Annotated in this window: 24 protein-coding genes; 14 read left to right on the top strand and 10 right to left on the bottom strand. The window is 62.3% G+C overall.

Annotated elements, in window-relative coordinates; genetic code table 11:
• Nucleotides 1-10: 10 nt before the first annotated feature.
• Nucleotides 11-328 carry a DUF6949 family protein gene (locus ACSSVQ_RS17440; RefSeq protein WP_454184556.1) on the top strand — a complete coding sequence of 106 codons (318 nt, stop codon included), beginning with the start codon at nucleotides 11-13 and terminating at the stop codon, nucleotides 326-328.
• On the opposite strand, the gene ACSSVQ_RS17445 is transcribed toward ACSSVQ_RS17440, so the two are convergent.
• Entirely contained in the window at nucleotides 325-1,395 is a 1,071-nt protein-coding gene (locus ACSSVQ_RS17445) for a hypothetical protein (RefSeq protein ID WP_454184557.1), read from the bottom strand. The two genes, ACSSVQ_RS17440 and ACSSVQ_RS17445, sit on opposite strands and share 4 nt — an antisense overlap.
• A 116-nt stretch (nucleotides 1,396-1,511) precedes the next feature.
• Nucleotides 1,512-3,527 carry a PhoX family protein gene (locus tag ACSSVQ_RS17450; RefSeq protein ID WP_454184558.1) on the bottom strand — a complete coding sequence of 672 codons (2,016 nt, stop codon included), beginning with the start codon at nucleotides 3,525-3,527 and terminating at the stop codon, nucleotides 1,512-1,514.
• A gap of 146 nt (nucleotides 3,528-3,673) precedes the next feature.
• On the opposite strand from ACSSVQ_RS17450, the gene ACSSVQ_RS17455 reads away from it, so the two are divergent.
• The 4 genes from ACSSVQ_RS17455 (at nucleotide 3,674) to ACSSVQ_RS17470 (ending at nucleotide 6,773) form a co-directional block, all read left to right on the top strand.
• On the top strand, nucleotides 3,674-4,204 hold the full coding sequence (locus ACSSVQ_RS17455; protein ID WP_293329332.1) for a gamma carbonic anhydrase family protein: 531 nt from the start codon (nucleotides 3,674-3,676) through the stop codon (nucleotides 4,202-4,204).
• Nucleotides 4,204-4,680, top strand: coding sequence for a DUF192 domain-containing protein (locus ACSSVQ_RS17460; protein WP_454184559.1), 477 nt, complete (start codon nucleotides 4,204-4,206; stop codon nucleotides 4,678-4,680). The genes ACSSVQ_RS17455 and ACSSVQ_RS17460 overlap by 1 nt, the downstream gene beginning before the upstream one ends.
• Nucleotides 4,681-4,775: 95 nt before the next feature.
• Nucleotides 4,776-5,588, top strand: coding sequence for an enoyl-CoA hydratase/isomerase family protein (locus ACSSVQ_RS17465; RefSeq protein WP_293329334.1), 813 nt, complete (start codon nucleotides 4,776-4,778; stop codon nucleotides 5,586-5,588).
• Between the two features lie 87 nt (nucleotides 5,589-5,675).
• A complete protein-coding gene (locus ACSSVQ_RS17470; RefSeq protein ID WP_454184560.1) occupies nucleotides 5,676-6,773 on the top strand; it encodes a hypothetical protein in 1,098 nt (365 codons plus the stop codon).
• Nucleotides 6,774-6,793: 20 nt separating this feature from the next.
• Here ACSSVQ_RS17470 and ACSSVQ_RS17475 read toward each other — a convergent pair whose 3' ends face one another.
• Both ACSSVQ_RS17475 and ACSSVQ_RS17480 read right to left on the bottom strand, forming a co-directional pair.
• On the bottom strand, nucleotides 6,794-7,219 hold the full coding sequence (locus ACSSVQ_RS17475) for an FKBP-type peptidyl-prolyl cis-trans isomerase (protein ID WP_454184561.1): 426 nt from the start codon (nucleotides 7,217-7,219) through the stop codon (nucleotides 6,794-6,796).
• Between the two features lie 189 nt (nucleotides 7,220-7,408).
• The gene (locus tag ACSSVQ_RS17480; protein ID WP_454184562.1) at nucleotides 7,409-8,071 is read right to left on the bottom strand and encodes a DUF4339 domain-containing protein; all 663 of its coding nucleotides are present in this window, start codon (nucleotides 8,069-8,071) and stop codon (nucleotides 7,409-7,411) included.
• 264 nt (nucleotides 8,072-8,335) lie between these two features.
• Here ACSSVQ_RS17480 and ACSSVQ_RS17485 point away from each other — a divergent pair, with 264 nt between their 5' ends.
• A complete protein-coding gene (locus tag ACSSVQ_RS17485; RefSeq protein WP_293329337.1) occupies nucleotides 8,336-9,112 on the top strand; it encodes an enoyl-CoA hydratase-related protein in 777 nt (258 codons plus the stop codon).
• 20 nt (nucleotides 9,113-9,132) lie between these two features.
• Here ACSSVQ_RS17485 and ACSSVQ_RS17490 read toward each other — a convergent pair whose 3' ends face one another.
• The 3 genes from ACSSVQ_RS17490 to ACSSVQ_RS17500 form a co-directional block, all read right to left on the bottom strand.
• Entirely contained in the window at nucleotides 9,133-9,939 is an 807-nt protein-coding gene (locus ACSSVQ_RS17490; RefSeq protein WP_454184563.1) for a transglutaminase-like cysteine peptidase, read from the bottom strand.
• Nucleotides 9,940-10,175: 236 nt separating this feature from the next.
• Nucleotides 10,176-11,027, bottom strand: a complete 852-nt coding sequence (locus ACSSVQ_RS17495) for a transglutaminase-like cysteine peptidase (protein ID WP_454184564.1) — start codon at nucleotides 11,025-11,027, stop codon at nucleotides 10,176-10,178.
• A 456-nt stretch (nucleotides 11,028-11,483) separates the two neighbouring features.
• The gene (locus ACSSVQ_RS17500; protein WP_454184565.1) at nucleotides 11,484-12,086 is read right to left on the bottom strand and encodes a PilZ domain-containing protein; all 603 of its coding nucleotides are present in this window, start codon (nucleotides 12,084-12,086) and stop codon (nucleotides 11,484-11,486) included.
• 379 nt (nucleotides 12,087-12,465) lie between these two features.
• Here ACSSVQ_RS17500 and ACSSVQ_RS17505 point away from each other — a divergent pair, with 379 nt between their 5' ends.
• On the top strand, nucleotides 12,466-14,109 hold the full coding sequence (locus ACSSVQ_RS17505; RefSeq protein ID WP_454184566.1) for a choline dehydrogenase: 1,644 nt from the start codon (nucleotides 12,466-12,468) through the stop codon (nucleotides 14,107-14,109).
• Between the two features lie 77 nt (nucleotides 14,110-14,186).
• Here the strand turns inward: ACSSVQ_RS17505 and ACSSVQ_RS17510 are convergent, their stop codons facing one another.
• The gene (locus ACSSVQ_RS17510) at nucleotides 14,187-14,846 is read right to left on the bottom strand and encodes a PAS domain-containing protein (protein WP_339614227.1); all 660 of its coding nucleotides are present in this window, start codon (nucleotides 14,844-14,846) and stop codon (nucleotides 14,187-14,189) included.
• A 427-nt stretch (nucleotides 14,847-15,273) separates the two neighbouring features.
• Here ACSSVQ_RS17510 and ACSSVQ_RS17515 point away from each other — a divergent pair, with 427 nt between their 5' ends.
• On the top strand, nucleotides 15,274-16,290 hold the full coding sequence (locus ACSSVQ_RS17515) for a hypothetical protein (protein ID WP_454184567.1): 1,017 nt from the start codon (nucleotides 15,274-15,276) through the stop codon (nucleotides 16,288-16,290).
• Nucleotides 16,291-16,388: 98 nt separating this feature from the next.
• Nucleotides 16,389-16,745: a VOC family protein gene (locus ACSSVQ_RS17520; protein ID WP_454184568.1), complete on the top strand. Its 357-nt coding sequence runs from the start codon at nucleotides 16,389-16,391 to the stop codon at nucleotides 16,743-16,745.
• A gap of 395 nt (nucleotides 16,746-17,140) precedes the next feature.
• Here the strand turns inward: ACSSVQ_RS17520 and hfaB are convergent, their stop codons facing one another.
• Nucleotides 17,141-18,211, bottom strand: a complete 1,071-nt coding sequence (gene hfaB, locus ACSSVQ_RS17525) for a holdfast anchoring protein HfaB (RefSeq protein WP_339614223.1) — start codon at nucleotides 18,209-18,211, stop codon at nucleotides 17,141-17,143.
• Nucleotides 18,212-18,522: 311 nt separating this feature from the next.
• Between hfaB and ACSSVQ_RS17530 the strand changes: the two genes are divergently transcribed.
• The 3 genes from ACSSVQ_RS17530 to ACSSVQ_RS17540 all read left to right on the top strand — a co-directional run bounded on the left by ACSSVQ_RS17530 (nucleotide 18,523) and on the right by ACSSVQ_RS17540 (nucleotide 20,463).
• Nucleotides 18,523-19,134: a DsbA family protein gene (locus ACSSVQ_RS17530; protein WP_454184569.1), complete on the top strand. Its 612-nt coding sequence runs from the start codon at nucleotides 18,523-18,525 to the stop codon at nucleotides 19,132-19,134.
• On the top strand, nucleotides 19,127-19,933 hold the full coding sequence (locus ACSSVQ_RS17535) for a rhomboid family intramembrane serine protease (protein WP_454184570.1): 807 nt from the start codon (nucleotides 19,127-19,129) through the stop codon (nucleotides 19,931-19,933). The genes ACSSVQ_RS17530 and ACSSVQ_RS17535 overlap by 8 nt, the downstream gene beginning before the upstream one ends.
• Before the next feature lie 185 nt (nucleotides 19,934-20,118).
• Nucleotides 20,119-20,463, top strand: a complete 345-nt coding sequence (locus tag ACSSVQ_RS17540) for a DUF4389 domain-containing protein (RefSeq protein WP_339614217.1) — start codon at nucleotides 20,119-20,121, stop codon at nucleotides 20,461-20,463.
• A 33-nt stretch (nucleotides 20,464-20,496) separates the two neighbouring features.
• Here the strand turns inward: ACSSVQ_RS17540 and ACSSVQ_RS17545 are convergent, their stop codons facing one another.
• A complete protein-coding gene (locus tag ACSSVQ_RS17545; protein ID WP_454184571.1) occupies nucleotides 20,497-21,174 on the bottom strand; it encodes a TetR/AcrR family transcriptional regulator in 678 nt (225 codons plus the stop codon).
• A 122-nt stretch (nucleotides 21,175-21,296) separates the two neighbouring features.
• Here ACSSVQ_RS17545 and ACSSVQ_RS17550 point away from each other — a divergent pair, with 122 nt between their 5' ends.
• Together ACSSVQ_RS17550 and ACSSVQ_RS17555 are read left to right on the top strand one after the other, a co-directional pair.
• Nucleotides 21,297-22,724, top strand: coding sequence for a carotenoid oxygenase family protein (locus ACSSVQ_RS17550; protein WP_454184572.1), 1,428 nt, complete (start codon nucleotides 21,297-21,299; stop codon nucleotides 22,722-22,724).
• Nucleotides 22,725-22,910: 186 nt separating this feature from the next.
• A complete protein-coding gene (locus ACSSVQ_RS17555) occupies nucleotides 22,911-23,789 on the top strand; it encodes an NAD-dependent epimerase/dehydratase family protein (RefSeq protein ID WP_454184573.1) in 879 nt (292 codons plus the stop codon).
• Nucleotides 23,790-23,795: the final 6 nt, after the last annotated feature.

Here is a 23,795-nt window from a genome sequence, read left to right on the forward strand (position 1 = left end):
ATAAGTGGCAATGAGTTCGATAATGGTGTTTCTCTTCTGTGTGGCGACGGGATATGTGTCGGGTGGGCTGACGGGCAGCTTCTACAGGCTTGTGACGAACAAGCCAGCGAGCTTCCACCTCATTTCCGAGAATGCGAGAATGCAGATCCTCGGCATTCTGACGCTGGTTTTCGCAGGCCCGGTGGTCATCATGCGGAATGCGATGATGGCGCAAGTCTATGAAAACCGCCCGCCTTACTGGCTGCTTCTTTCCGGCTGCATCGCGTCGGGCTGGAGCTTCCTGTCAGGGATGCTGGTGCTCGATATCGTGCTCACCACCATTGCCTAGGTGAAGATGCGCCGCTGGCGGCGGCGCTTGCGCACGGAGCGCACCACGCCACCGAACAACATGGCGCCGATGGCCGCGCCGATTTCCCAGATCCAATGAAGAGCCAGCAGGACGAGGTTGGCGACCGACTTGAAGGCCCTGAGGCTCGTCTTGCCGGTGATCTCGATAATGCCACGGGTTTTGGTGCCGAGCTTGCCGCTCATTTTGGAGAGGCGGGCGAGGTCGTCCGTATTGTCCACATATTTCAGTAGACGGACGGTTTCGGCGGGACCGGCGGTCCTGTTCAGGGCAGCTACATCGTCCAGCAGGGGCGTTACCTTCGCAAAGGAGACCGTGTCGGCATATTCGCTCACCGCGCGGCGCGTGGCGGAGGTGTTGGCGAGGTCCGTCGAGCGCAATACATCACGAAGCCTGTCGAAATTGACCGCCTCGCGCAGGAGCCGCGCAACGTTCTTCGCGAAGGCTTCGGTGATGCGGCCTGCTTTTTTCGCGACTTTCAGAATGGAGACCCCGATCCGGGCGGGCAGGCCGCCGCCGCCCGTCGCCACTGTGGCGGTCGTTGCGGCAAGGCCGACCACGGACAGGCCGAGGATGAACTGAGAATAGTCCTCGCCCTGGATCATCTTGCCGCCTTCCGACCCGATGTCGCGCACATCGCCGACCACGGTGAGGTCGGAGGTGATGGCGCCGGCCATGGAGGCGGTGTCGTCGCCCTCGCCGGTGACGAAGCCGGAAAAGAACCCGCCGGTAGACCGCAGCAGGGTGGCGGGCAGACCTTCTTCCTGTTTCAGGCGGGCCTCGGTGTCGGGATCGAGCGGCATGTTCATGTAGCTTGCAATGTCGCGATACATCACCGCATCGTCGAACCGGTCCTCATCGAGCGCGCTGTCGATACGGCGGCTCAGATCCGCGCCATTGGTGTCATTGGCAAGTTCGGCCCGGATGAAGGGTTCGGCCGGAATGTCATCAGGATTGACATAGCCTTCAAGCCAGCCCTTCTGCAGAGCGAAAATGAATATGAAAGGTGCCGCCACCAGAAGAAGGATGATCGTCAGTACGCCACGCATGGACTGCCCCCACCTCATCGCTTGCCGCGCGATGGTTTTGCCGCGTCATTCCGTGCCCCATGTGCCAGCTTGGGCCATCGGGCTGCCTGACGCAACCTTGAGGCTCCCGGGGCCGCTCAGGTCGCGATTTCGCCGCCATCCTCGCGCGTGATGGCAACGATGGAGGGGCGGGGCGGCATGTCGTCCCTGAAATCCGGCCAGCGCGTGGCCGGATCTTCGAATGTGGACTTGCGTTCGAAGCCCTTGAAAGATCCGGTTCCGTCGGTGCCGGGATGCTGGACGGCCACGAAGAGGGTGGCGCTGTCCGGCGTAAAGCAGGGGCCGCACATTTCGGCGCCAACGGGCACGCGGAAGAACATGCGGCCCGTGCCGCGATACTCGCCCTCCGTCTCCAGCGCAAAGATACCGTCCGCCGAGCCCGTTACCTCCGGCCATGCGCGGCCCTGGTCGGTGGCGACCCAGAGACGGCCGGCCTTGTCCACGGCGAGATTATCGGGACAGGCGAACCAGCCGTTTTCCGAGGTTTCGTCGTTCCAGCTTGCGCCTGTCGCTTCGTCGGCGGGATTGCCGCACAGCACGACCATGTTCCAGCCGAACACCTCCTCGGCGTGGTCCTGCGCGAAGGGTTCGATTTCGACGATCTGGCCCCATTCGTTTTTCGCACGCGGGTTCATCTTGTCGGTCTGGTCTTGCTTGCGCTTGTTGTTGTTGGTCAGCGAGACATAAACGCGGTTGGTGACCGGATTGGGCTGCACGTCTTCGGGGCGGTCCATGGGAGTGGCCTTCATGAGGTCGGCGGCCAGGCGCGCATCGATGACGACATCGGCCTGCGACCGGAAGCCGTTTTCCTCCGTCAGCGGGCCCCAGCCGTAAACCAGAGGAAGCCATTTGCCGGTGCCGTCCTCGTTGAAGCGCGCCACATAGAGCGTGCCGTAATCCAGCAGGTCGGCATTGGCCTCGCGGTTGACCAGATCCACCGGGTCCCGGCTGACGAATTTATAGAGATATTCGAAGCGCTGATCGTCGCCCATATAGACGACGAGGCGTCCATCCTGCGCGACGATGCTTTCGCAACCTTCATGTTTGAAGCGGCCGAGCGCCGTGCGCTTTTTGGGCTGTGCGGTCGGGTTCAGCGGATCGACTTCCACCACCCAGCCGAAGCGGTTCGGCTCATTGGGCTCCTGAGAAATGTCGAAGCGTTTGTGGAAACGGCCCCAGCCATACATGGTCGTGGGAATGCCCATGCGCTTCAGCTTGTCGGCTTCCGGGTGCCCTTCGGGGTCGCCCATGAAGTACATGTTCACATTCTCTTCGGCCATGAGGTAGGTGCCCCAGGGCGTGATGCCGCCGGCGCAATTGTTGAACGTGCCGATGACGGTGCCGCCGACCGGGTCTTCGCCGGTGCGCATGCGCGGATGATGCGCGGCGGGGCCGGCGATCTCGATCTGCGTATCGAGAGCCGTGATGCGGCGGTTGAAATCGCTGTCCGGTACGGGTTTCCAGTTTCCGTTTTCGTCGCGGCGGATCTCGACGATGGACCCGCCATGGGCGGCCATGGTCACGTCCACCTGCTCGCGCGTCAGCACTTCGCGCGGGTCCTTGCCGGCGATGCCGGGCAGCATGACGGGATCGGAGGTGAACTCATGATTGACGCAGAGAAGGCCCCGGTCGCTTGCATCGGTGCCATAGGGAAGCGGCACGAAGCCTACATAGTCGTTGTTGTAGCCGAATTGCCGGCGCTGGGCGGCGGCGGTCTGTTCCATCGGATCGAATTCCGGGGCGTCCTTCAGGATCGGGTCGCCCCAGCGCAGGATGGGCTCGGCGCGATAGCCGCGCGCGACATGATGGGTTTCATCCACGCCATGCTCGATTTCAGTGAATTTGAAGCGGGTGGGGTTCGGCTTTTCCGGTTCGGCGGCCTTCTGCGGTTCGCCGGTATCGTCGCAGGCGGCGAGCGCCAGAGGCGCGGAGGCCACACCGGCCAGCAGGGCGGCATTGCGCATTCCTTTCAGGAGGCCGCGACGGCCGATGCGCCGGTCCCAGATTTCGTTCAGCGAGGGCGCCGTTTCCCTTGCGGCCGGTTCGTCGTCAGCCGTTTCCAGTTGCCGGTCGAAAGAATCGCCATCCGCCATCATGCTCTCCTGATTTCAAAGCAGGCCGAAAAGCTATGGTTGGCCCATGACGATTGAATGACAAGCGGATGACCGCGCTATTGGCGCGCAGCGCATGAGCGGGCATAGTCGCGGGCAAAGAGAACCGAGAACAGGGAGTAAAAGACATGGCCATCTATGCGCTGGGCGACACGCAGCCGATTCTACCGGGCGAGGGCGACTATTGGGTCGCGCCGGATGCGCAGGTCATGGGCAATGTGAAGCTGGAGAAGAATGCCAGCGTCTGGTTCAACGCGGTTCTGCGCGGGGACAATGAGCTCATCACCATCGGCGAAAACTCCAATGTGCAGGACGGCTCCGTGCTGCATACCGATATGGGATCGCCGCTCACCATCGAGAAGGACGTGACCATCGGTCATATGGTGATGCTGCATGGCTGTACGATCGGCGAGGGAAGTCTGGTGGGTATCGGCAGCATCATTCTCAACAACACCAAGATCGGGAAAGGCTGCCTGATCGGCGCCAATACGCTGATCGCGGAGAACAAGGAAATCCCTGACTATTCCATGGTACTGGGCGCGCCGGGCAAGGTGGTCAGGACGCTGGAGAAAGAACAGTATGAAGCGCTGCGCCTTTCCGCCGAGCACTATGTGCAGAACTGGAAGCGCTATGCGGGCGGCCTGAAGAAAATCGGCTGATGCGCCGGCTGGTCCTTCTCGCCGCGCTGCTCTCGGTTTCGCTGCCGTCTTGCGCGATGGCGGCGGAAGCTCAGGCGGGTTCGGAGGGGCTTCGCCCGCTCGCTATCGCCGGGCAGGGCGGCAGGCATGATTTCCAGGTTGAAATCGCCGACGATAATGCCGAAAGGCTGCGCGGGCTTCAGGGGCGCGAGACGCTGCCGCGGGGGCAGGGAATGCTCTTTATCTATGAGGGCTGCCGGCGGGTCAGCTTCTGGATGAAGGATACGCCGGTTTCCCTCGACATCGCGTTTCTGGATCGCAATGGCGATATTCTGGATATCGCGGCCGGGACCGAGCCCTATTCGCTCGCGGGGATCGGTCCGGACAGGGATGTCTTCGCCGTGCTGGAGGTCGGCGCGGGAGAACTGGCTGCGCGAGACATTTCCGCAGGCGACCGGGTGCTCTACCCGGCGCTTGAGGGCCCGGCCTGCGAGTGAGGGATCGGCGTTAGACGGGGCGCTATCGGCTGATAGACTGTCCCGACCGTCATTAATGAAACGGCTTTGAAACAACAGATCAGGGAGTTGAGACCATGAGCGTTGCCGAGGACAGCACCGCGGCACCACAGGAGGTGCTTTACGAGGTTGCGGATCATATCGCGACCATCACGCTCAATGCGCCGGAGCGGATGAATACGATTTCCGCGTCCATGCTCAATCAGCTTACGGATTGTCTGCTGGAAGCGGATGGCGATCCGGATGTGCGCGTCGTCGTGCTGACGGGGGCGGGACGCGCCTTTTGCGCCGGGCTCGACCTGAGGCCCGGGCAGGGCGGCGGTATTCTGACCGGCGCGTCGCAGCCGACCTCGCTCGATCTGAAGTACACGCCGCCGACGGTGCTTCAGGCGATGGAGAAGCCGACCATCTGTGCGCTGAATGGCGGCGCGGCGGGCTATGGCATGGATACGGCGATGGGCTGCGATATTCGTATCATGGCGAAGTCGGCGAAACTTGCCGCGGCCTTCACCAAGCGCGGGCTGGTGCCGGAATCGGGCGGCACCTGGATCCTGCCGCGTCTGCTGGGCTGGTCCAAGGCGGCGGAACTCATTTTCACCGGCCGCACGCTCAGCGCCGAGGAATCGGTCGAATGGGGACTTGCCTCGGAAGTGGTCGACAATGAAAAGCTGATGGAGCGCGCCATGGAAATGGCCGGGGAGATCGCCGCCAATGCGCCGCTCGCCGTGCAGGCGTCGAAGCGCATGATGCGGATGGGGCTGAACGAGCCGTTCCCGGAGCATGTCCATCACGTCTATCTCCAGCTTCTGCCGCTGATGAAGACGGAAGATCTGCGCGAGGGCATGACGGCCTTCATCGAAAAGCGCAAGCCCGAGTTCAAGGGCAAGTAAGCCGAAGGAGAGCGGATGCGGGGCGGGGCGGATCAGGCTGGAGAGTGGTTTTCGTACGGTCGCGTCCCGCCGTTCCTGCAAGGGGTGTTGCTGGCGATTCTTCTGCTGGCGGCATCCGCCTTGCCACTCAGCGCCGCCGGGCTGTCGGGACGTTATGAGGGGATCGGTGCCGGGGCGGGCATGTCGCTCGTGCTCAACGAAACGGGGGAGCGCATCGAAGGTGCGTTCCGGCCGCGCGAGGGGCTCGAATACCGCCTGTCGGGCGAGCGTTCGGCGAAGGGCGCGGAAGGCTCTCTGATTATTGGCGGCAAGGCATCCGCCGCCTTCTTTCATCTTGAGAAGCGGCCCCTCGGTGTTCAATTCCTTTTCATTCCGTCCAATGCGAAGGGCCTGCCCGATATTGCTTCGGCGCGGGAATATTCCTTCCTGAACGAAGACGCCCGCAAAGCGTCATCGCCCGATTATCGCCCCGCGCCACAAGCGCCGGTCGATGTCGTGCGTTTCGTCGATCGTTATACGGAATGGTCGCCACGCGATGTGGCGCGCCAATATGCGGCGCTGCCGGACGATATGCGGGCGCTTATTCTGCTTTACGATTATGCCAGCGTGGATGTCATCTGGCGTATCTGCCGAAGCGGACCGCCCAACGATGTTTTCCCGCAAGCGGCCTTGGACGAACTGCTTGATCGCCAGACCGCCGATTGCCGAGAAATTCTCCGGCTCGTGAAGGACGTGCAGGACAAGAAGCATTTCGGCGAATTCCTGCGCCGCGCCAAGTTCGAGATGCAGCTTGTGCGCTCGACCGTGCAATGCGCGCGGGGGCGGATGCCGCAGGCGCGCTGCGCGGATGTAAGCGCCATTGGCGGGCCGCTCATATTGCGCTGGCAGGATGCGACGGTCTTGCTGGGGGGTGCGGCAAAGGGGGAGGCGGCCGTCACTGCGCCGCCTGCCGATTTGCCGCCGGATATGTCCGACGATGCATCGGCCGGGACGGAAGAGGTTCGCGGGCAGGTGCTTGTGCCGCTCTCGCGTCCGTCCTTGTCCGAGGTTGAGTCTTCGGGGAGCGTGCCCCCGGCCGACCGACCGGATGGTGCCGGGGCGGCTGGCCGTGAGGTGGAAACGCCGGGTGCGGATATGCGGACTACTCTCTCCGCTCCGCTGCCGCTTGCGCGGCCCCGGCGTTAAAAAGCGATGCGAGCGCGGTCCTAGTCGACCGAGACGAGTTCGATCTCGAAGGTCAGGTCCTTGCCGGCCAGCGGATGATTGGCGTCCAGGCGAACGGCTTCGTCCGACATTTCCGTCACCACAAGCGGGATCTCGCGGCCGTCCTGCGCGGTCGCGGTCAAGCGCATGCCGAGCTGGATTTCCATTTCCGCGGGAAGTTCGGTACGGGGCACTTCCTGCACGAGGCGGGGATCATGCTCGCCATAGGCCTGCTCGCTGGGAATGGTGAAGGTCTTGCTCTCACCGGGCTCCATGCCGACCACTTCCTGCTCGAAGCCGGGAATGACCGTCTGGCTTCCGACCGCGAATGCAATCGGCTCGCCATTCGCGCTGCTGTCGAACACAGTGCCGTCGCTGAGCTTGCCCGTATAGTGGACGCGGACCGTATCGCCATTTGCTGCTGCCACAATTTACCTTTCCGCATGCCCGCAGCCTCGCGGCGAACATGCAATATCCGGATAACAAAACGGGCCTTCAGCCATGTGCTGAAAGCCCTTATCGGCGGCAAGCCTAACATCCGCCAAGGCGCAATGTCACCCGCGCGCGGGCCGATAAAGGCCCGCTGTCGTCAAATCGTGACGTTCGGCAGCCGGGTTTCAGATGGGACGGCGCCAGACCTTGCGGATTTTGGCGTCCACTTCCGGTCCGCGCGAGTTCCACGCGGCGCGGTCCCGCGTCGCGTCGACCACGAAGATCGTATCGGTCGATCCGATATGCTGGCTCAGATCGTTGAGAAGGGCCGGGGCCGTCAAATCCGGCGCGGCGTTCACGCACCAGACATTCGGCGCCAGCTTGTAGGCGGGGCCGAGCGACATGATCGACTGTTCGAGCGGGCCCGCATAGCGCGACTTCACATCGAGCACGATCATGAAGTTGCTGCTTTCGGGCCGTTTGCGGCGGTCCTGCTGCCCCTTGCCCGGGCCGTATTTCGGACGGGCTTCCGTGCCGTCGATGACGGGGCGGTTGGTTTGGGTGACCGGGTATTCGGCCTCCTGCTGTTCGCCTTCATGCCGGTGGGCTTCACCCCCGAGGTCCTTGCCCCCCAGAGCAAAGAAATTCGTGAAATGGGGAACTTCGTCGGCGCGGCGCCAGTCGGCAGCGGCGAGCGGCGTGCCTTCGGGCGCGATCAGGCTATGGCCTGCGATACGCCCCTCGGCGATATATGTCTGCATCGCCTGAAACGAGTAGGGGCCGTAAATCCTGTCGCCATATTTGAGCGTCCAGCGGGTTTCCGCCTCGGGGCTCTCACCGGCCGACATGTCTTGTCCTGTGGGATTTGCCGCGCTCATGACTGTGCAGAATCAACCTGGAAAACGGGTGTGGCCGCGATCCCCCCGCATTGGCCGCGAAGGGGGTGATAATGAAGCCTAGAACCACTTGGTTAACGCGAGGTCAATTGCCGGAAACTTGCTCCATACGGAGAGCAGGGGCAGGATCGGCGGCCAAACGGGCAGAAAAGTCCCGTTTCAACAGCTATTTGCGGCGCCCCGGCGGGGCGACCGCCGACAGGGATGGATCTAAAAATGGGTACAGAATTCTGCACCGCGGAGCGCGAGGGAAATGTTCTCGTCGTAACGATCAACCGGCCCGAGCGCATGAATGCGCTGCATCCGCCGGCGAATTTCGAGCTGGAGGAAATCTTCAACGATTTCGAAGCCGATGACGATCTCTGGGTGGCCATCATCACCGGCGCGGGCGAAAGAGCGTTCAGCGCCGGCAACGATCTGCGCTTTCAGGCAGAAGGCGGCAAGATGGAAGTGCCGGCGACGGGCTTTGCCGGTCTTACGGCGCGCTACAACATCACCAAGCCGGTTATCGCGGCGGTGAACGGCGTTGCCATGGGCGGCGGTTTCGAGATTGCGCTGGCCTGCGATCTCATCATTGCATCGGACAATGCGAAATTCGCGCTGCCTGAGCCGAAAGTCGGCCTTGCCGCGCTGGCCGGCGGCCTGCACCGTCTGCCACGCCAGATCCCGGTGAAACAGGCCATGGGCATGATCCTCACCGGCCGTCAGGTCTCCGCCGAAGAAGGCAAGGAACTCGGTTTCGTGAACGAGGTCGTGCCGCAGGCGGAATTGCTCGATGCGGCGAAGCGGTGGGCGGGGCTCATTGCGGAATGTTCGCCGATGTCGATCCGGGCTTCCAAGGAATCCGTCTATCGCGGTCTGGACGAGGCCGATCTCAAGAAGGCGGTCGAAGGCAAATATCCCTCCGTTGCCGCGCTTTTCAAATCGGAAGACCTCATCGAAGGTCCGCGGGCCTTTGCCGAGAAGCGCAAGCCGCAGTGGAAAGGCAAGTGAGAAGGGGCAGGTAAGTCCCGTCAGGGCGTCGCGGCGGCGCGCGTTTCCGCCAGCGAGGCCGTCATCTGCTTGAAGCGCCGGGCCGCCGCCATGAAAGGCGGCTCGGTGCCGGGCGGCGGCAGGTTCGCGAGAACCGCCGGCCCGTCCTCGCCATCCGGATCCAGCGCGACCCAGATATAGGGCCGGCGATGCGACTGACGCATCAGCCATTCATAGGGCGCCTGTCGCCAGGGCAGGATTTTCCAGGTCATATTGTCGAGCACGAGATCGCCGCGATCGGTGGCGACCAGCAGAACGGCATGTCCTTCGCCGTTCCATTGGCGGACCACGGCGACGGAAAGCGCCGTGAGCGGCCAGCCGCGCTCCGTGAGCAGGCGTTGTTTCAGAAGCGCAAGGTCTTCGCAGTCGCCGCCCCGGTCGGGATCGGCATAGGCCCAGTATTCCCGCATTCCATAGAGCGAGAGATCGTCCCGCTCGGGAATGGACCTGTTCACAAAGTCGTTGATGTCGTTGAGTTCCCGCCACCGCTCCGACGACAGATGCATGGGGGCGGGGTGGTCGCTGCCGCCCGTGCACCCGGCCGGATTTCTCAGGCAGAAGCCGATATAGCCCGCAGGCGGCATGACCTGACGGCCAACGGGCAGCAATGCGCCGCTTTCGACGGACCGCTCTCCTGGTGCGGGGGCTGTGGCATCGCGTGGTATTTGCGAGGCCGTGCCGGTGACAAGGCCCGGCGGCGTGGCGGGCTGAAGCGCCAGGCCGAGCAGGACCAGAATAGAGCCGAGCCGTGCCGCGCGGGCATAAGGCCGGTTTGTCCGTTGCACCATCTCTCTTGTCTCGTCCGGTGGTTGCTGCGATTGCGACCGATACGTGTGTAGATCGATGGATGTATACTAAAGGGTGTGTCTTAAGTTTGTGTCAATGCGGCACAGCCAGGCCGGACCGGATGCGTTTACGAGTGCGTTTGCAGATGAGGCCGAAAAACAGCCGGCCCCGCCGGGGGGAACGGCGGGGCCAGCCTCTTTCGGCCGGACGATGTTGGGCGCATCGGCCCGGCCTGGGGTCAGTTGAGGGACAGGGTTGCCGTCGGCAGGTCGCCCTTGGCGCGGGCTCCGGCGCCGGATTCGTCGTCCGTCATCGTGGAACGCAGCCCGGCGCTCTCTTCCCTTTTCTGCATGCGCGCTTCCTTGCTTGCCGTGGTCACACGGCGCGCGGCCGTCAGGAAGGGCGGTTCGGCGCCCAAGGGCGGCAGCGAGGCATCGGCAAGGCGGGCCGGTTTCGCCGGATCGAGGCTTACCCAGACATAGGGCCGCTTGCGGGACTGCTTCTTCACCCAGGTGTAGGGCGTGTCCTTCCAGGGTTCGATTTTCCAGGTCTTGTTGTCGAGCACGACATCGCCCCTGTCGGTGGCGACGACGAGCACGGCATGGCCGGCGCCATTCCACTCCCGGACGACGGCGATGCTCAGCGCCTCTGCGGGCCAGCCGCGTTTTTCAAGCATCTTCTGCTTGAGGAGCGCGAGGTCTTCGCAATCACCGCCGATCTTCGGGTCTGCGACGGTCCACCATTCGGAGCGTCCGAAAAGCTGGCGGTCCTCATATTCCGGCACGTTCTGGTTCACCCAATCGTTGACCTTGTTGAGTTCGGCCCATTTCTGCGCATTCATCGCAATGTCGCGAGGCGCATCGGTGCCGCCTTCGCATGCCTTCGGGTCGCGCAGGCAAAAGCCGATATATCCATAGGGCGGCATCACCTGCCGTCCGGACGGCATCCTGGCCGAGGCCAGCTGAATGCCGGATGTGCTATTGCCTGTATCGAAGGCCTTTCCCGTTGCAAATGAATCTTCCGGTGCCTGACAACCACCCAGCGTCAGGCACACTCCCGCCATCGCGGCGAGATATTTCCACCACACCATTTTCTATGCCCAATCTCTTGCCCGCCTTAGCGGGCGGTAAGGAGCCCCTTCTGGGCTCCCCTTGATGGGCATATTGCGTATGAGAGGTTTGACGGCGTTTAACCGGTACGAGCCGGTTTAAGGCAAATGAAAAGCGTGTTTGAAGAACAGTCGATTCAAATTTTATCTAGTCGATTTTTAATCGAATTTCTCGTTTTGGCAGGAGGCAAAGATCCCGAAATTACGGTGACTTAGCTTGTAGCGGACCGCCTATTTTGTGGGTAAACAAGGCCCTAAATCCACATTTCGTTAGGAAATACCGCCATCGAAAAAATTTTCGGGGACCCTCGATTTTTGGCCCGAGGCCTCCGGTATGGGCGGGGTTGGCGCTTCTTCAGGGGTGGGGACAGACGAAACCCCGCCTTGAAGGGCGGGGCTCGAAGCCGGTCTGGAATAGGCGAGGGGCGTGTCGAGAGGTCAGCCGAACGGCTTGGACAGCGCCGATGCGTGTTCCGGCACGTCGATGAACTGGATGCCGATACCTTCTTCGGTATGACGGACGATGCGGCCCTTCATCCGGCCGAGCATGACCGGCGTGCCGATGGGCGGCCGGTCCTGGATCTCGACCTGGGCACCGCCAAGGGACATATCGATGATCCGGCATTCGATGGGCTGTGCGCCGTCGATCTGGAGCATCGACCTCGTGTCGACGCCGGCTTCGCCGGCGGCATAGCGCTGGAAGGTCCGGCGGCTGGTCGCGGCATCGCCTTCGCCACGCGCGTAGGAGGCGAGACGTTCCTGAATGCGTTCGCGGCGCGGGCCGTTGATGACGGTTTCGATGGCGAAGCCGCCTTCGAATGTCCGCACGATATTGCCCTCGAAGCGGCCGAAATTATCGAGATAGATGATGACCCGGTCTCCCGGCTGCGCTTCGTAGTCGGAGGAGATGCCAAGTCCGCCGAGCGACATATCGCGCAGCGTACATTGGTGCTCGGTTCCGTCCGGCGCGAGAAAACGGCCTTTCGCCTCGATGGCGACGCGCTCGTAGCGGCGGCGTTCTTCGTGTGCTTCAGTGGCCATGTCCAAACCGAATTTTCCGGAATCGAGGGGTTTGCTCAGGTTCAATAATAGAGGGGTCAGCGTTAACAAAGCCCTACATATGAAGTGTTCAGAACTGGTAATCCGTCCGATGCGGAGGCACAATTTGTATTGCCGAAAGACGTAGGGGCTTTCGGCAAACTGCCCACATGAGACGGGAATTTCCAAATTGACGCTTGCGTCAGCTTGGGCGATTCCGGAATATCGGGCCAAGCCCGCCCCGGACCGGCCGTCTGGGACGGGGTTTTCAACTACGCGAATGCCGCGGACACCGGAACAACCGGGCCTGCCGCGCGGACGGCAGGTATCCACGAAGGGCCCTTAGATGGCCTCCCCCCGGCGACAACAGGGACAGGAAACGATGAGTAAGTACGATTACATCATTATCGGCGCCGGCAGCGCAGGCTGTGTGCTGGCTGCAAGGCTGACCGAAAATCCGAACAACAAGGTTCTGCTGCTGGAGGCCGGAGGCAAGGACAAGAACATGATGATCCACATGCCCGCCGGTGTGGGATCGTTGATCGGTGGCGAAAAAGAGAACTGGTACTACTACACCGAAGAGCAGAAGCACCTGAACAACCGCAAGCTGTTCTGGCCGCGCGGCAAGGTGCTGGGCGGTTCGTCCTCCATCAACGGCATGATCTATATCCGCGGCCATGGGCGCGATTACGATATGTGGCGCCAGATGGGGCTCGAAGGCTGGGGGTTTGCCGATGTGCTTCCCTATTTCCGCCGCTCCGAAGGCAATGAAAACGGCAATAGCGCCTTTCATGGCGGAGAGGGGCCGCTCGGCGTTTCCAATTCGCGCAAGACCAATGTGCTGTTCGATGCCTTCGTGGAAGCCGGCAAGCAGGCCGGTTATCCCTATACGGATGACTTCAACGGTCCGCAGCAGGAAGGCGTGGGGCCTTATCAGCACACCATCAAGAACGGCCAGCGGTGCAGCGCCGCCAAGGGATATCTCGTACCGGCACTCGACCGGCCGAACCTGACGGTGGAAACCGAAGCGCTGACCAATCGCATCCTGTTCGAGGGCAAGCGCGCCATCGGCGTCGAATACACGCAGAAGGGGCAGGTGAAGACCGCGCATGCGGAGGCGGAAGTGCTGCTGTCGGGCGGCGCCGTCAATTCGCCCCAGGTGCTGATGCTGTCGGGCGTGGGCAAGAGCGACTATCTGTCGAAGTTCGGCATCGAGACGGTCGCCGACCTGCCGGGCGTCGGTCAGAACATGCAGGACCATCTGGACTGCACGATCATCTATGAATGCACGCAGCCCATTACGCTGCATTCCATGTCGAACCCGCTGCGCATGCTGATGGCGGGTATGCAGTACACCTTCTTCAAGTCGGGTGTCGCGACGTCGAACGGGCTTGAATCCGGCGCCTTCCTGAAGACGCGTCCGGAACTGGAAATCCCCGATGTGCAGATCCATTTCGTGGCAGCCATGATGCGCGACCATGCGCGTCAGCAGTCCGACCGGCATGGCTTTACCGTCCATGTCTGCCAGCTCCGTCCGGAAAGCCGCGGCTATATCGGCCTCCAATCGGCCAATCCGGCCGATCATGCGCTGATCCAGCCCAACTATCTGGAATCGGAAAACGACCTGCGCGTGATGCGCGACGGGACGCGCATGGTGCGCAACATCCTGGAGCAGCCCGCCATGGACGCCTATCGCGGTCCGGAATTCTGGCCGGGCGCCGACAAGCAGTCCGATGCCGAAATCGATGGCTGGATCCGGGACACGGCCGAGACCATCTATCATCCCGTCGGCACGGCCAAGATGGGCCATGACGAGATGGCGGTGGTGGATGAACGCTGCCGCGTGCACGGGCTGGAAGGCCTGCGCGTGATCGACGCCTCGGTCATGCCGACGCTGGTGGGCGGCAATACCAATGCCCCGACCATCATGATCGCGGAGAAGATTTCCGACGATATCCTCGGCAAGAAGCCGCTGCCGCCGGAAGATGTGACGATCGCGGAAGACCGCGTGGGCTCGGCTGCCTGAGCAGGCCGGGATCGTTGAAATGACGAAGGGCCGGTGCGATGCACCGGCCCTTTTCGTTTGCGCGAACGGAAGTGCCGTCAGGCGCTTTCCTGACCGCCCTTCACCAGGCGGAGATAGCTGCGTTCGGCGCGAAGCGGCGGGCGCTGGGCCATCTGGTTGCCGAAAGGCACGGTGCGTGCCGGGGGACGCTGGCGCAGAATGCGGCGCGCGGCAACCTGGGCCGGGCGTTCGCTCTTCGGCATCAATTCGGGATCCTTGAGCTGGACCCTGTCGATCCACTGGCGCGACAGAAGCCGGTCGCCGATCCAGGATACGTCGTCCAGCGGCACGATCGCGCCGAGGACACGGGTGATGGCGCCGTTTTCATGGGCGAGCGGCATCAGGATCATTTCGAAAGTGACTTCGGCACCGTCAGCGGTGGTCGCGGTATATTCGACCATGGCGATGCTGGCATTGCGGGTGACCTCGTTCAGCGTATTGCGCATCGTCTCGGCGCAATCGTCGGACCAGGTGGCGAGCATGTCGTGCCCGCGGAATTCCATGCCGTAGATATTGCAGAGGCCCGTGCCGGCAAGGCGGAAGGGATAGCTGTCTTCCGCGCGGCGCTCGAGGATGAACACATAGGGAAGAAGGCGCCGGATGTCGCCCGGGTCGATCTCGCTGCGGCGCGGGGCCGGGCGGCCGGCCCGGATCGCGTTCCAGTAATCGAACAGCGTCTGCGTGATCTTGTGTTTCATTATCGTGCCCCCGGCGATCCGATTGCCCTGGTTTCGAATGCCACCCGTGCCGTTTCTGAACGGGACCGGCGCATTCGCCTGACTTGCCCCGTTAAGAGCAGAAAGCGTGCCAGACATTAATGGCACCCCGACGACGACCGGCGAATTTTGGGAGGTGTTTTTATTTTTCATTTCAAATCAATTGGTTAGGAAATATCCGAAGCCCGACAGGCTGAGGCAAAGTTCTTAATGGCGCGGCGGGCGGGATGCGGCTGAGGCTTGAAAAAGTTAATGTTTTTGTTGGATTTGCGTATTTCTGCGGCGGCTGGACGGCTTTCCGGCATGGAAAACGCCGCGCGGCATGGCATCTGCATTTAGTTGGGCACGGTGTCCCGAAGGGGCTCCAAGCGACCCGAAACGGGTCGGCTCAAGGTGCAGGAGTAGCGATATGAAACAGACGACGAAGTATCTCTCGGCAAGCGCGATCGCGCTGGCTGCCGGTACGTTCTTTTATGCGATGGGCGGTGTGACCGCGGCTCAGGCCTGTGGCAGCGGTTGCGAACCGCCTCCGCCGCCTCCGGTGGACGATTGCGGCTGCGACGATGGCGGTGGTGGCCATGGGGGCGGTCACGGCCATGGTGGCGGTGGCAACTGGAACCACAACTCAAACTGGAATCAGAACAATAACCAGAACAACAACTGGAACCAGAACAACAATCAAAACAACAACCAGAACACGAACAACAATACGAACAACAACAATGTCGATGTGAACAATCAGAATACCGTCAACAACAACGTGAATGTGAATGTCGACCTGTCGAACCAGTTCTCGGGCTCGGCGACGGCTTCGGCCAGCGCGTCTTCGGCCGCGAGCACCTTTGCCAACGCGCAGGCGGCCTCCAAGGCGACCTCCGCGGGCATTCGCTCGGCGGTATTCGGCGATGAAAAGCGCGGCGCGGGCGGCTCGGTCATCCATGCGCCCAAGCCGATCACGACGATGGGGCCGATCCCCGTCTTCGTGGCGCAGAAGTTCACGCGCAAGCCCGTGCGGGGCATCTGCACCGACGCCAAGGGCATGGAAGAAGCTGCGAAGCTTCTCGTGCCGGGACCGGATGTCGATGTGACGAAGGGCCGTGGCGAGCTGATGTCCTGCCTTTCCGGCGAGACGCTGGTCGTGACCATCGGGTCGCTGGTGGAAGGCGAAGGGCATGACCAGGCCGACTATACGGGCGGTTATGTGATTACCTGCGGCGAAGGCGAAACGCTTCACTATGGCGATGGCGGGCGGCTTGCCTGCGGCGCCTCGACCGGTCATCTCGCGGGCGGCAAATATGCAACGTCGTTCCGGGGCAAGGCGCATTTCGCCCAGCTCTGGCTGACCCGTGGCGGCCATGGCCGCTATGAGGCAATGGAAACGACTTATGCCGGGCCGGTGAGCTATTCCGGCGGCGTCGGCTACTAAGCTAACGCGCGACTGCACCTCGTGCGTGGGGAGAGCTTCGGCTCTCCCCTTTTTTGTGTCTAGAGTGGGGGCGCTTGCCGGAGAGAGGAGGCCGCCCCATGAAGGTCAAACGCATCGTCGCCAATATCGCGGCGGAAGATGTCGCCGCCGCGCAGCGCTTTTATGGCGAGGCGCTGGGGCTCGACACGCTGATGGATATGGGCTGGATCGCTACCTATGGCTCGGACGCGCGCATGACCGTGCAGCTCTCCGTCATGTCGGAAGGTGGGTCGGGGACGCCGGTGCCGGATATCTCCGTCGAGGTGGACGATCTGGAGGAAGCACAGGCGCGGCTCTCCCGCGCGGGCTTCGAGCCGGAATACGGTCCGGTGGACGAGCCCTGGGGCGTCAGGCGCTTCTATGTCCGCGATCCGTTCGGTCGGCTCGTCAATGTGCTGGTGCATTTGCCGCGTTAGGTAGCGTTGTCTGGATGCTTTGCATCACACCAAACCTGCGCTGTCATCCCGGCGAAAGCCGGGATCCATCTGGTTTTGCCTCTGTTCACAGACGCTTCATGGACCCAGGATCAAGTCCGGGGTAACGCGGTGTATTGGCAGGAGCCGTGGAGGGATCGATCCACCAACCGAGTGCCGAGTGGAGAGGCCAATGGGTCCCGGCTTTCGCCGGGATGACACCTGGTTTTTCGATATTGCTGCGGCTACCGGGCAAGACGCACGGGGCAGGACGAAGCCCCGGACAAAAAAGAAGGGGGACCGAAGTCCCCCTTAAGTCGCTCTCAACGAACTCAGTTGAAGCCACCTCCGCCATCCGGTGTTCTCGCATCGAAGGCGGAGGATCTTGGTCTACGGGATCAGTTGTAGGTCCCGCGCAGCGTGCCGGTGTAAACGGGCTCGCTGTAATAGGTGTAGGGATCTTCCGGTTCCGGCGCCTTCATCGGCGTGGGCGCAGGCTTGGCCTGCGTGTCGGCCTGGGCGACCTGGCGGCCATCCTTGTTGGGATGGGGAACGGGCGCGTTGTAGTGGATCTCGCCCAGCGGGTCGCCGTTCTTGCCGAAATTGGCGCAAGTCTTCGGATTGACGTGATAGAGCGGCACGACCATCGACAGTACGGCGCGTTCGATCACCGAGCGCACGGCGAGCTGGATCGGCTCTTCGGCCTTGTCGCCTACACCGATGTCGATCGTGTTGATGCCGAAGAAGGAGAAGACGCCCGCCGTGATTTCACGGCCGATGATCTGCTTCTGGTAGGAAACGACATCCACGACTTCCAGCGTGCGGCTGTCCACGAGGCGCAGGTCCAGGCCGACATTCAGCACATACTGGCGCGCGGTGAGCGAACCGGCGACGCCTTCCGGATTGAGGTTGGAATAACCGCCATCGATACCGCCTTCGCGGATATCGGCGTTGAGCTCCGTGATGCCGCCGACGATGTAATAGTCGCTGCCCGCGATGGAGCCGGCCATGATGCGGCGATAGCCGCCGTCGGAGGCGTTGTTGCCCTGATCGCCGATCAGCTTGCTGCTGGCATATTTCAGCTCAAGCTCGGTGACCGAGGTGTCGTAGCGCTCCACCTGGCGGACGCCGGCCTTGGCGAGCGCCGAGATCGCCATGAGGGAGCCGCCCTGCGTAAGCTTGGCGCCGCCATCCTTGTCGATCTTGCCGGTGTAGTCGCGGATATTGCCGACCGCGATGCGCGGCGCATTATGTTCGCGGCGGACAATGCCACCCACGCAGCGCAGCGCATTGGAATAAGGGGTTTCGTTGTTGATCACCGGGGCGGTACCGATGGGATCCGCATAGCGGCCATCGCTGCCCGCCTGCGGGCTGATGCAACCGGCCAGCGACATGGTGAGGCCGACAAGCGCGACAACGCGCTTCGGGCCTTTCGCCGCTTCCAGAATGGTTGTTACCGTCGAGAACACTTTTTCTACTCCTGAGTTCAGAGTTATGAACGGCGGCCAGTTTGTTTGGTGCCCTTTTGGCCCGGTTCCGCCTCCATGCCACGGAGGTAGCAACCGCTATGCCATGAGTAAGGAGCCGTTAACTTTTGGCGCTCAGGAGCTTAAAAGTGGCGGGAAACAAAGGTTTTTCGTGTTAGGACTTTGAGAGGATTTCGGGGGCGTTCCAGGCGAGTCCCGGTGTGACGCGGAGGTTGGCCCGCGCGGAGTGTCCCGCTTGTGGACACCGGGTCCTGAAACAAGGGAGCCCCGGCGGGGGCGAAGGGAGAAACGAGATGAGCCGGCTGGAATTCTTTTTCGACTGTTCGAGCCCCTGGACCTATCTGGCCTTCTCCCGTGTGGAAGAGGTCGCGGCGCGCGCCGGCGCGACGATCGACTGGCGTCCCATTCTGGTCGGCGGCATTTTCAACAAGGTCAATCGGGACGTTTACGATGCGCGTGCCAATCCGCATCCGGTGAAGGGGCGCTATTACGTCAAGGATTTGCAGGACTGGGCGCGCTATTGCGGGATCGAGATCGGCAAGCCGCCGGTTTTCCCGGTCCGCGCGGTGGATGCGATGCGCGGCGCGATCGTCGCGCAGGACGAAGGCAAGCTGGTTCCCTATGCGCGGGCGGTCTTCGAGGCCTATTGGGGCCAGCTCAAGGATATCAGCCAGCCGGATGTGCTGCGCGACATCTGCAAGAGTGTCGATCTCGATCCGGGCATGGTAAGCCGTCGCATCAAGGATCAGGATGTGAAGGACCGCCTCCTGGAGAATACCGAAGAGGTGATCCGGCGCGGGGGCTTCGGGTCGCCCACCATGTTCGTGAATGGAGACGATATGTATTTCGGCAATGACAGGCTGCCGCTGGTGGAAGCGGCATTGAAGGCGGGCGCGCATGGCTGATCCGTTCCCCCGGGGCGAAGAGGACTACAAGGAACCGCCTGCCTTCAACGTGCCTTCGCCGGTGCTCTGGCTCATCATGACCATGGTCGCCGCCTTCGCCGTTTTCGCCTATGTCCTGTCGAGCGATATGCAGGATGAGGCGATCGTCACATTCGCGCTTTTTCCGGTGCGCTATTTCGGACCGGAAGGGGGCGGGGCGTTCTTTACCTTTCCCGGCGGGGCGGCAGGCGCGTTGTGGACGCTCGTTACCTACACCTTCATGCATGGAAGCTGGGTGCATCTGGGCGCCAATGCGGTGTGGCTGCTTGCCTTCGGCTCGCCGGTTGCGCGGCGGCTGGGGACGACACGCTTTCTCGTCTTTTATTTCGTCTGCGGCATTTTCGGCGCGCTGACACATATTCTTTTATATCCGCATTCCATCGTGCCGGTGATCGGCGCCTCGGCGGCGATTTCCGGGATCATGGGCGGCGCGGCGCGGTTCGTGTTTCTCTCAGGCGGGCCGCTCGGCGCGCTGGGCGGCGGGGCGCAGGTGCCCAGCGGCAAGGCAAGCATCGGCGCGGCGCTGACCAACAAGAACACGCTGATCTTCGTGGGGGCGTGGGTCGGGATCAATCTGCTGTTCGGTCCCACGGGTTTCACCTCTGCGCTCGGTTCGTCCGCGCCGGTGGCGTGGGAGGCGCATATCGGCGGGTTTCTCGCCGGGCTGCTCTTGTTCGGCTTTTTCGATCCGGTGCCCATGTCGCCGTCGGGCGGGCCGGGTAATGTGGGGTACGGACAATGGCTCGGCGGCGGGCGCTGAACGCCCGTCTGGGGCTGTGCGGCGGGCGTTGACCCGTCCGCCCGGCTGTTTCCGCGGGCCGCACGGGCGAATAGTTGCCAGTCCGATTATTGAAACCCCGGCCGATCTCCCCACATCTGTTAGGCATATTCGTTCCCCAACCCCCCAGGCTTTGGGGACCCATGCCTTTCAGGAGGAGATAAGCGATGAGCGACCCTTCCGCTTCGACCACCGGCAGCAGCGACGGCGCAGGCTCCGGCGGCACGACCGAAACGAAAGCCGACCGCTCGGAACTCTTTGGGCGGCTGCTCTGGATGATTGCTTTCGGTTTTCTCGGCTATGTGGCCTTCTGGGCCTCGATTTTTCTCGGTCTCGTGCAGTTGATCGTGGTCGCCGTGACCGGCTCGAAGAATGAGGAGCTGCGCGGCTTCACCCGCAATCTTGCTCAATATGTATGGGAATGCGTCGCCTTCTTCGTCTTTGCGCGCGACGACAAGCCGTTTCCCATCGGGCGTTTTCCGAATGTGAATCCCGGCGTCGACGACGCTTGACGCGACAGGCCGCCCGGCACGATCGGGAAGGGGTCAGCGCCTCTCCAGGCGCGTTCGCCCCTTCTCCGAGACAAGGCCGCGCATGATCGTTTCCGCCGACAGGTCGAAGCGTTCCTGCGCGGCTTTTTCGTTGGTGTAGTAGCCCGCAAGTTCCATGCTGCAGAGCCCGTGTACATGAGCCCAGAGCATGTCTGCGACATCGCCGGCGTCGAGCTCTTTGCGGAAGAACCCGGCCTCGATGCAAGCCTCCACCGCCTGCCGGAGATGGCTGTAGGCAGGGTGGTGGGAGATGCTGCGCGCGGGCGGGTCGTCTTGCTGTCCCTCCAGCACATGATCCGTCAGCGGCATGGTGACGGAGATCATCAGCGCATAATAGGCGGGGTTTGCCAGCGCAAAGGCGCGGTAGGCGGCGCCCAGGCTGGCGAGCCAGATCAGCGGGTCCGGGTCTCGCGGCGCGGCGGCCTGCATGTCGGACAGCCTGTCGAAGGCTTCCTCGAAAAGGGCCTCGATGAGGCCGTCCTTGCCGCCGAAAGCGGTATAGACCGCCATTGTGGAAGCACCGGCCTTCTTGGCGAGCTTGCGCAAGGACAGCGCGCCCGGGCCTTCATGCGCGAGCATTTCACTGGCCGCATCCAGCAGAGCCTGGCGCTGGGCGTCCTTCTTCACTTCCATGCGTGAGCGGTTGTCCGCCCGATCATCGTCGATGGCCATGCTTTCGTATCTGGCAGAGATGCGAGTGTTTGTCATCCGTTGACATGGTCGCGGAGCAGGATTATAACAGTGTTATATATTGGCGAAAAGCGCCGGACCCGGCCAGCGGAGGAGCAAGGCCCATGTCGAAACCATTCCCCCAGACCACCTATCTCCAGCACAATTACGCGCCCGTGATGGCGGAGTGCGATGCGCCCGACCTCGTGATCGCGGAAGGCGAACTGCCGGAGGCGCTTCACGGCACGCTCTACCGCAATGGGCCGAACCCGATGTTCCCGCCGCTCGGGAGCAAGCATCACTGGTTTCTGGGCGAGGGCATGATCCACGCCATCCATGTGGAAGGAGGCAAGGCGAGCTATCGCAATCGCTGGGTCAGAACCGAGCAGTACAACCGGCAGCGCGAAGAGGGACGCAGGCTGGTGGGGCTCGCATTCGGGGAACCGCCCGCACCGGGCGGAGAGGAGCTTTCCCACAACGTCGCCAATACGAATATCGTCCATCATGCGGGGCGCCTGCTGGCGCTCGACGAGGGGAGCCTGCCGGTTTCCATGGACGCCAAAACTCTGTCTACGGATGGATCGTGGAATTTCGCCGGAGCCTATGAGGGCCCGATGACGGCGCATCCGAAATTCGATCCGGAAACGGGCGAAATGCTGTTCTTCGGCTATATGGCGGGCGGTCCCGGCTCGCCGGAGATGTCCTATGTGGTGGTGAACCGCGAGGGGCAGGTGACGCGCAGCGACATCTTCACGGCGCCCTATGCGGCGATGGTGCATGATTTCATCACCACGGACGAGCATGTGATTTTCCCGATCTTCCCTGCGACCATCGATGTGGATCGCATCATGAATGGCGGGCCCGTGATTGCCTGGGATCCGGATGCGGGCAGCCATATCGGCATCATGGCGCGCAATGCGGGCATCGAGACCATTCGCTGGTTCAAGGGCGATCCCTGCTATGTCTATCATCCGATGAACGCCTTCACCTCGCATGAGGGCCGGCGTACGCGCGTCATCGCCGACATGATGAAATATTCCCGCGTGCCGCTCTTTCCCGATGCGAACGGACAGCGCCCGCCCGCCGATCTCGGCGACGAGCAGGGCCAGCTCGTGCGCTGGACATTCGATCTCGACAGCAATTCGGACAGCTATACGGAAGAAGCGCTTACCGATCTGGGTGGCGAGTTTCCGCGGCTCGACGAGCGGTTCGCCGGACTTAACTATCGTCACGGCTATTATGGCGCGCAGAAACGGGGAGACGAGCCGGGGGCGTCGTTCGACACGCTGGTGCATATCGATCTCAAAACCGGCAAGCGGCAGGAATGGGAACCGGGCGCGGGCAAATTCGTGCATGAACCGGTCTTCGTGCCGCGCGCGGCCGATGCGTCGGAGGGCGAAGGCTTCATCACCTCGCTCGTTTATGACGGGGAACGCAATCTCAGCGATTTCGTAGTGCTGGACGCAGAGAACATGTCTTCCGGCCCGCTCGCGCGCGTCGAGCTGCCGACGCGCGTGCCCTTCGGGTTCCACGGGAACTGGCTGGACGGATAAGGCGGTCGGCACAACAGGTCGGACCGTCGGTTCGGTGCAGATCGTTCCGGCGTTCATGCTGAGGGCGCGCCGTCATGATCGGCTCGCATTCCGTCAAAGGTGCTTTTTTCTCCGGCGAGGCTGCATATCTACATTGCAGGGCGTTTGACAGCTTGTCTTACGCTTGGCGCCGGAGGAGAAAGCGAAGTGACAAATGTTCTTGTTCTCGGGGCGACGGGTTTCATCGGCTCGGCCGTCACGCGTGAGCTGATCGCGCATGGCCATCGGGTGACGGCGCTCAGCCGTTCCTCTGCGTCCGATGAGAAGCTGAAGGCGCTTGGCGCGGCGCCCCTCAGAGGCGATCTGCGCAATCCCGAGATGTGGTGCACCGTTATCGGTGAGTGCGATGCCGTCGTGCAGGCCGCCGCAACATTTTCCGACGACATGGGCGATGTCGATGAAGGGGTGTTGTCGGCAATCGAAGCTACGCTCGACGGCCGGCGAGAGCGGCTCAGGGTGGTCTATACCGGAGGCTGCTGGCTCTACGGCAAGACCGGCGACGAAGTTGCAGATGAGAACAGTCGCTTCAACCCCATTCGGTCTTTTGCCTGGATGGTGGGGAATGCCCGCAGGCTTGTCGAAAGCGAACGAATTTCCGCTGCGATCATCCATCCGGGAATGGTCTATGACGCCGATGGTGGTGTGTTCGAAGACTATATCGAAGCTGCCAAAAACGGGCGTCCGGTCGAGGTCTGGGGGGCTTTCGATACAAGATGGCCACTGGTCCATCGGGACGATCTCGCTCGCGCCTACAGGCTTCTCGTCGAAGCGCCCGAGGCGGAAGGGCATTTCAATGCGTCGGCGGAAACCGGCGTCAGGACCGGCGAGATCGCTGCCGATATTGCCCGTCATTTCGGTCGGGGAAGCGAGGTCGAGATCGTTTCCGTCGATGAGGTCGTCGGCAGATATGGCGATTGGGCAGAGGGCCCAACACTGGATCAGCAGATGTCTTCAAACAGGCTGCGCGACGAACTGAACTGGCGGCCGAAGCATGGGAGCTACAAAGGGTCGGATGTGTTCCGATAGAGCTGC

The organism is Parvibaculum sp. MBR-TMA-1.3b-4.2 (genome assembly GCF_053628815.1).

What these genes read in the sequence shown, in the direction of transcription:
- ACSSVQ_RS17440 (WP_454184556.1), top strand. Translation starts at nt 11, where the DNA reads ATGAGTTCGATAATGGTGTTTCTCTTCTGTGTGGCGACGGGATATGTG.
- ACSSVQ_RS17445 (WP_454184557.1), bottom strand. Translation starts at nt 1,395, where the DNA reads ATGCGTGGCGTACTGACGATCATCCTTCTTCTGGTGGCGGCACCTTTC.
- ACSSVQ_RS17450 (WP_454184558.1), bottom strand. Translation starts at nt 3,527, where the DNA reads ATGGCGGATGGCGATTCTTTCGACCGGCAACTGGAAACGGCTGACGAC.
- ACSSVQ_RS17455 (WP_293329332.1), top strand. Translation starts at nt 3,674, where the DNA reads ATGGCCATCTATGCGCTGGGCGACACGCAGCCGATTCTACCGGGCGAG.
- ACSSVQ_RS17460 (WP_454184559.1), top strand. Translation starts at nt 4,204, where the DNA reads ATGCGCCGGCTGGTCCTTCTCGCCGCGCTGCTCTCGGTTTCGCTGCCG.
- ACSSVQ_RS17465 (WP_293329334.1), top strand. Translation starts at nt 4,776, where the DNA reads ATGAGCGTTGCCGAGGACAGCACCGCGGCACCACAGGAGGTGCTTTAC.
- ACSSVQ_RS17480 (WP_454184562.1), bottom strand. Translation starts at nt 8,071, where the DNA reads ATGTCGGCCGGTGAGAGCCCCGAGGCGGAAACCCGCTGGACGCTCAAA.
- ACSSVQ_RS17485 (WP_293329337.1), top strand. Translation starts at nt 8,336, where the DNA reads ATGGGTACAGAATTCTGCACCGCGGAGCGCGAGGGAAATGTTCTCGTC.
- ACSSVQ_RS17490 (WP_454184563.1), bottom strand. Translation starts at nt 9,939, where the DNA reads ATGGTGCAACGGACAAACCGGCCTTATGCCCGCGCGGCACGGCTCGGC.
- ACSSVQ_RS17495 (WP_454184564.1), bottom strand. Translation starts at nt 11,027, where the DNA reads ATGGTGTGGTGGAAATATCTCGCCGCGATGGCGGGAGTGTGCCTGACG.
- ACSSVQ_RS17500 (WP_454184565.1), bottom strand. Translation starts at nt 12,086, where the DNA reads ATGGCCACTGAAGCACACGAAGAACGCCGCCGCTACGAGCGCGTCGCC.
- ACSSVQ_RS17505 (WP_454184566.1), top strand. Translation starts at nt 12,466, where the DNA reads ATGAGTAAGTACGATTACATCATTATCGGCGCCGGCAGCGCAGGCTGT.
- ACSSVQ_RS17510 (WP_339614227.1), bottom strand. Translation starts at nt 14,846, where the DNA reads ATGAAACACAAGATCACGCAGACGCTGTTCGATTACTGGAACGCGATC.
- ACSSVQ_RS17515 (WP_454184567.1), top strand. Translation starts at nt 15,274, where the DNA reads ATGAAACAGACGACGAAGTATCTCTCGGCAAGCGCGATCGCGCTGGCT.
- ACSSVQ_RS17520 (WP_454184568.1), top strand. Translation starts at nt 16,389, where the DNA reads ATGAAGGTCAAACGCATCGTCGCCAATATCGCGGCGGAAGATGTCGCC.
- ACSSVQ_RS17530 (WP_454184569.1), top strand. Translation starts at nt 18,523, where the DNA reads ATGAGCCGGCTGGAATTCTTTTTCGACTGTTCGAGCCCCTGGACCTAT.
- ACSSVQ_RS17535 (WP_454184570.1), top strand. Translation starts at nt 19,127, where the DNA reads ATGGCTGATCCGTTCCCCCGGGGCGAAGAGGACTACAAGGAACCGCCT.
- ACSSVQ_RS17540 (WP_339614217.1), top strand. Translation starts at nt 20,119, where the DNA reads ATGAGCGACCCTTCCGCTTCGACCACCGGCAGCAGCGACGGCGCAGGC.
- ACSSVQ_RS17545 (WP_454184571.1), bottom strand. Translation starts at nt 21,174, where the DNA reads ATGGCCATCGACGATGATCGGGCGGACAACCGCTCACGCATGGAAGTG.
- ACSSVQ_RS17550 (WP_454184572.1), top strand. Translation starts at nt 21,297, where the DNA reads ATGTCGAAACCATTCCCCCAGACCACCTATCTCCAGCACAATTACGCG.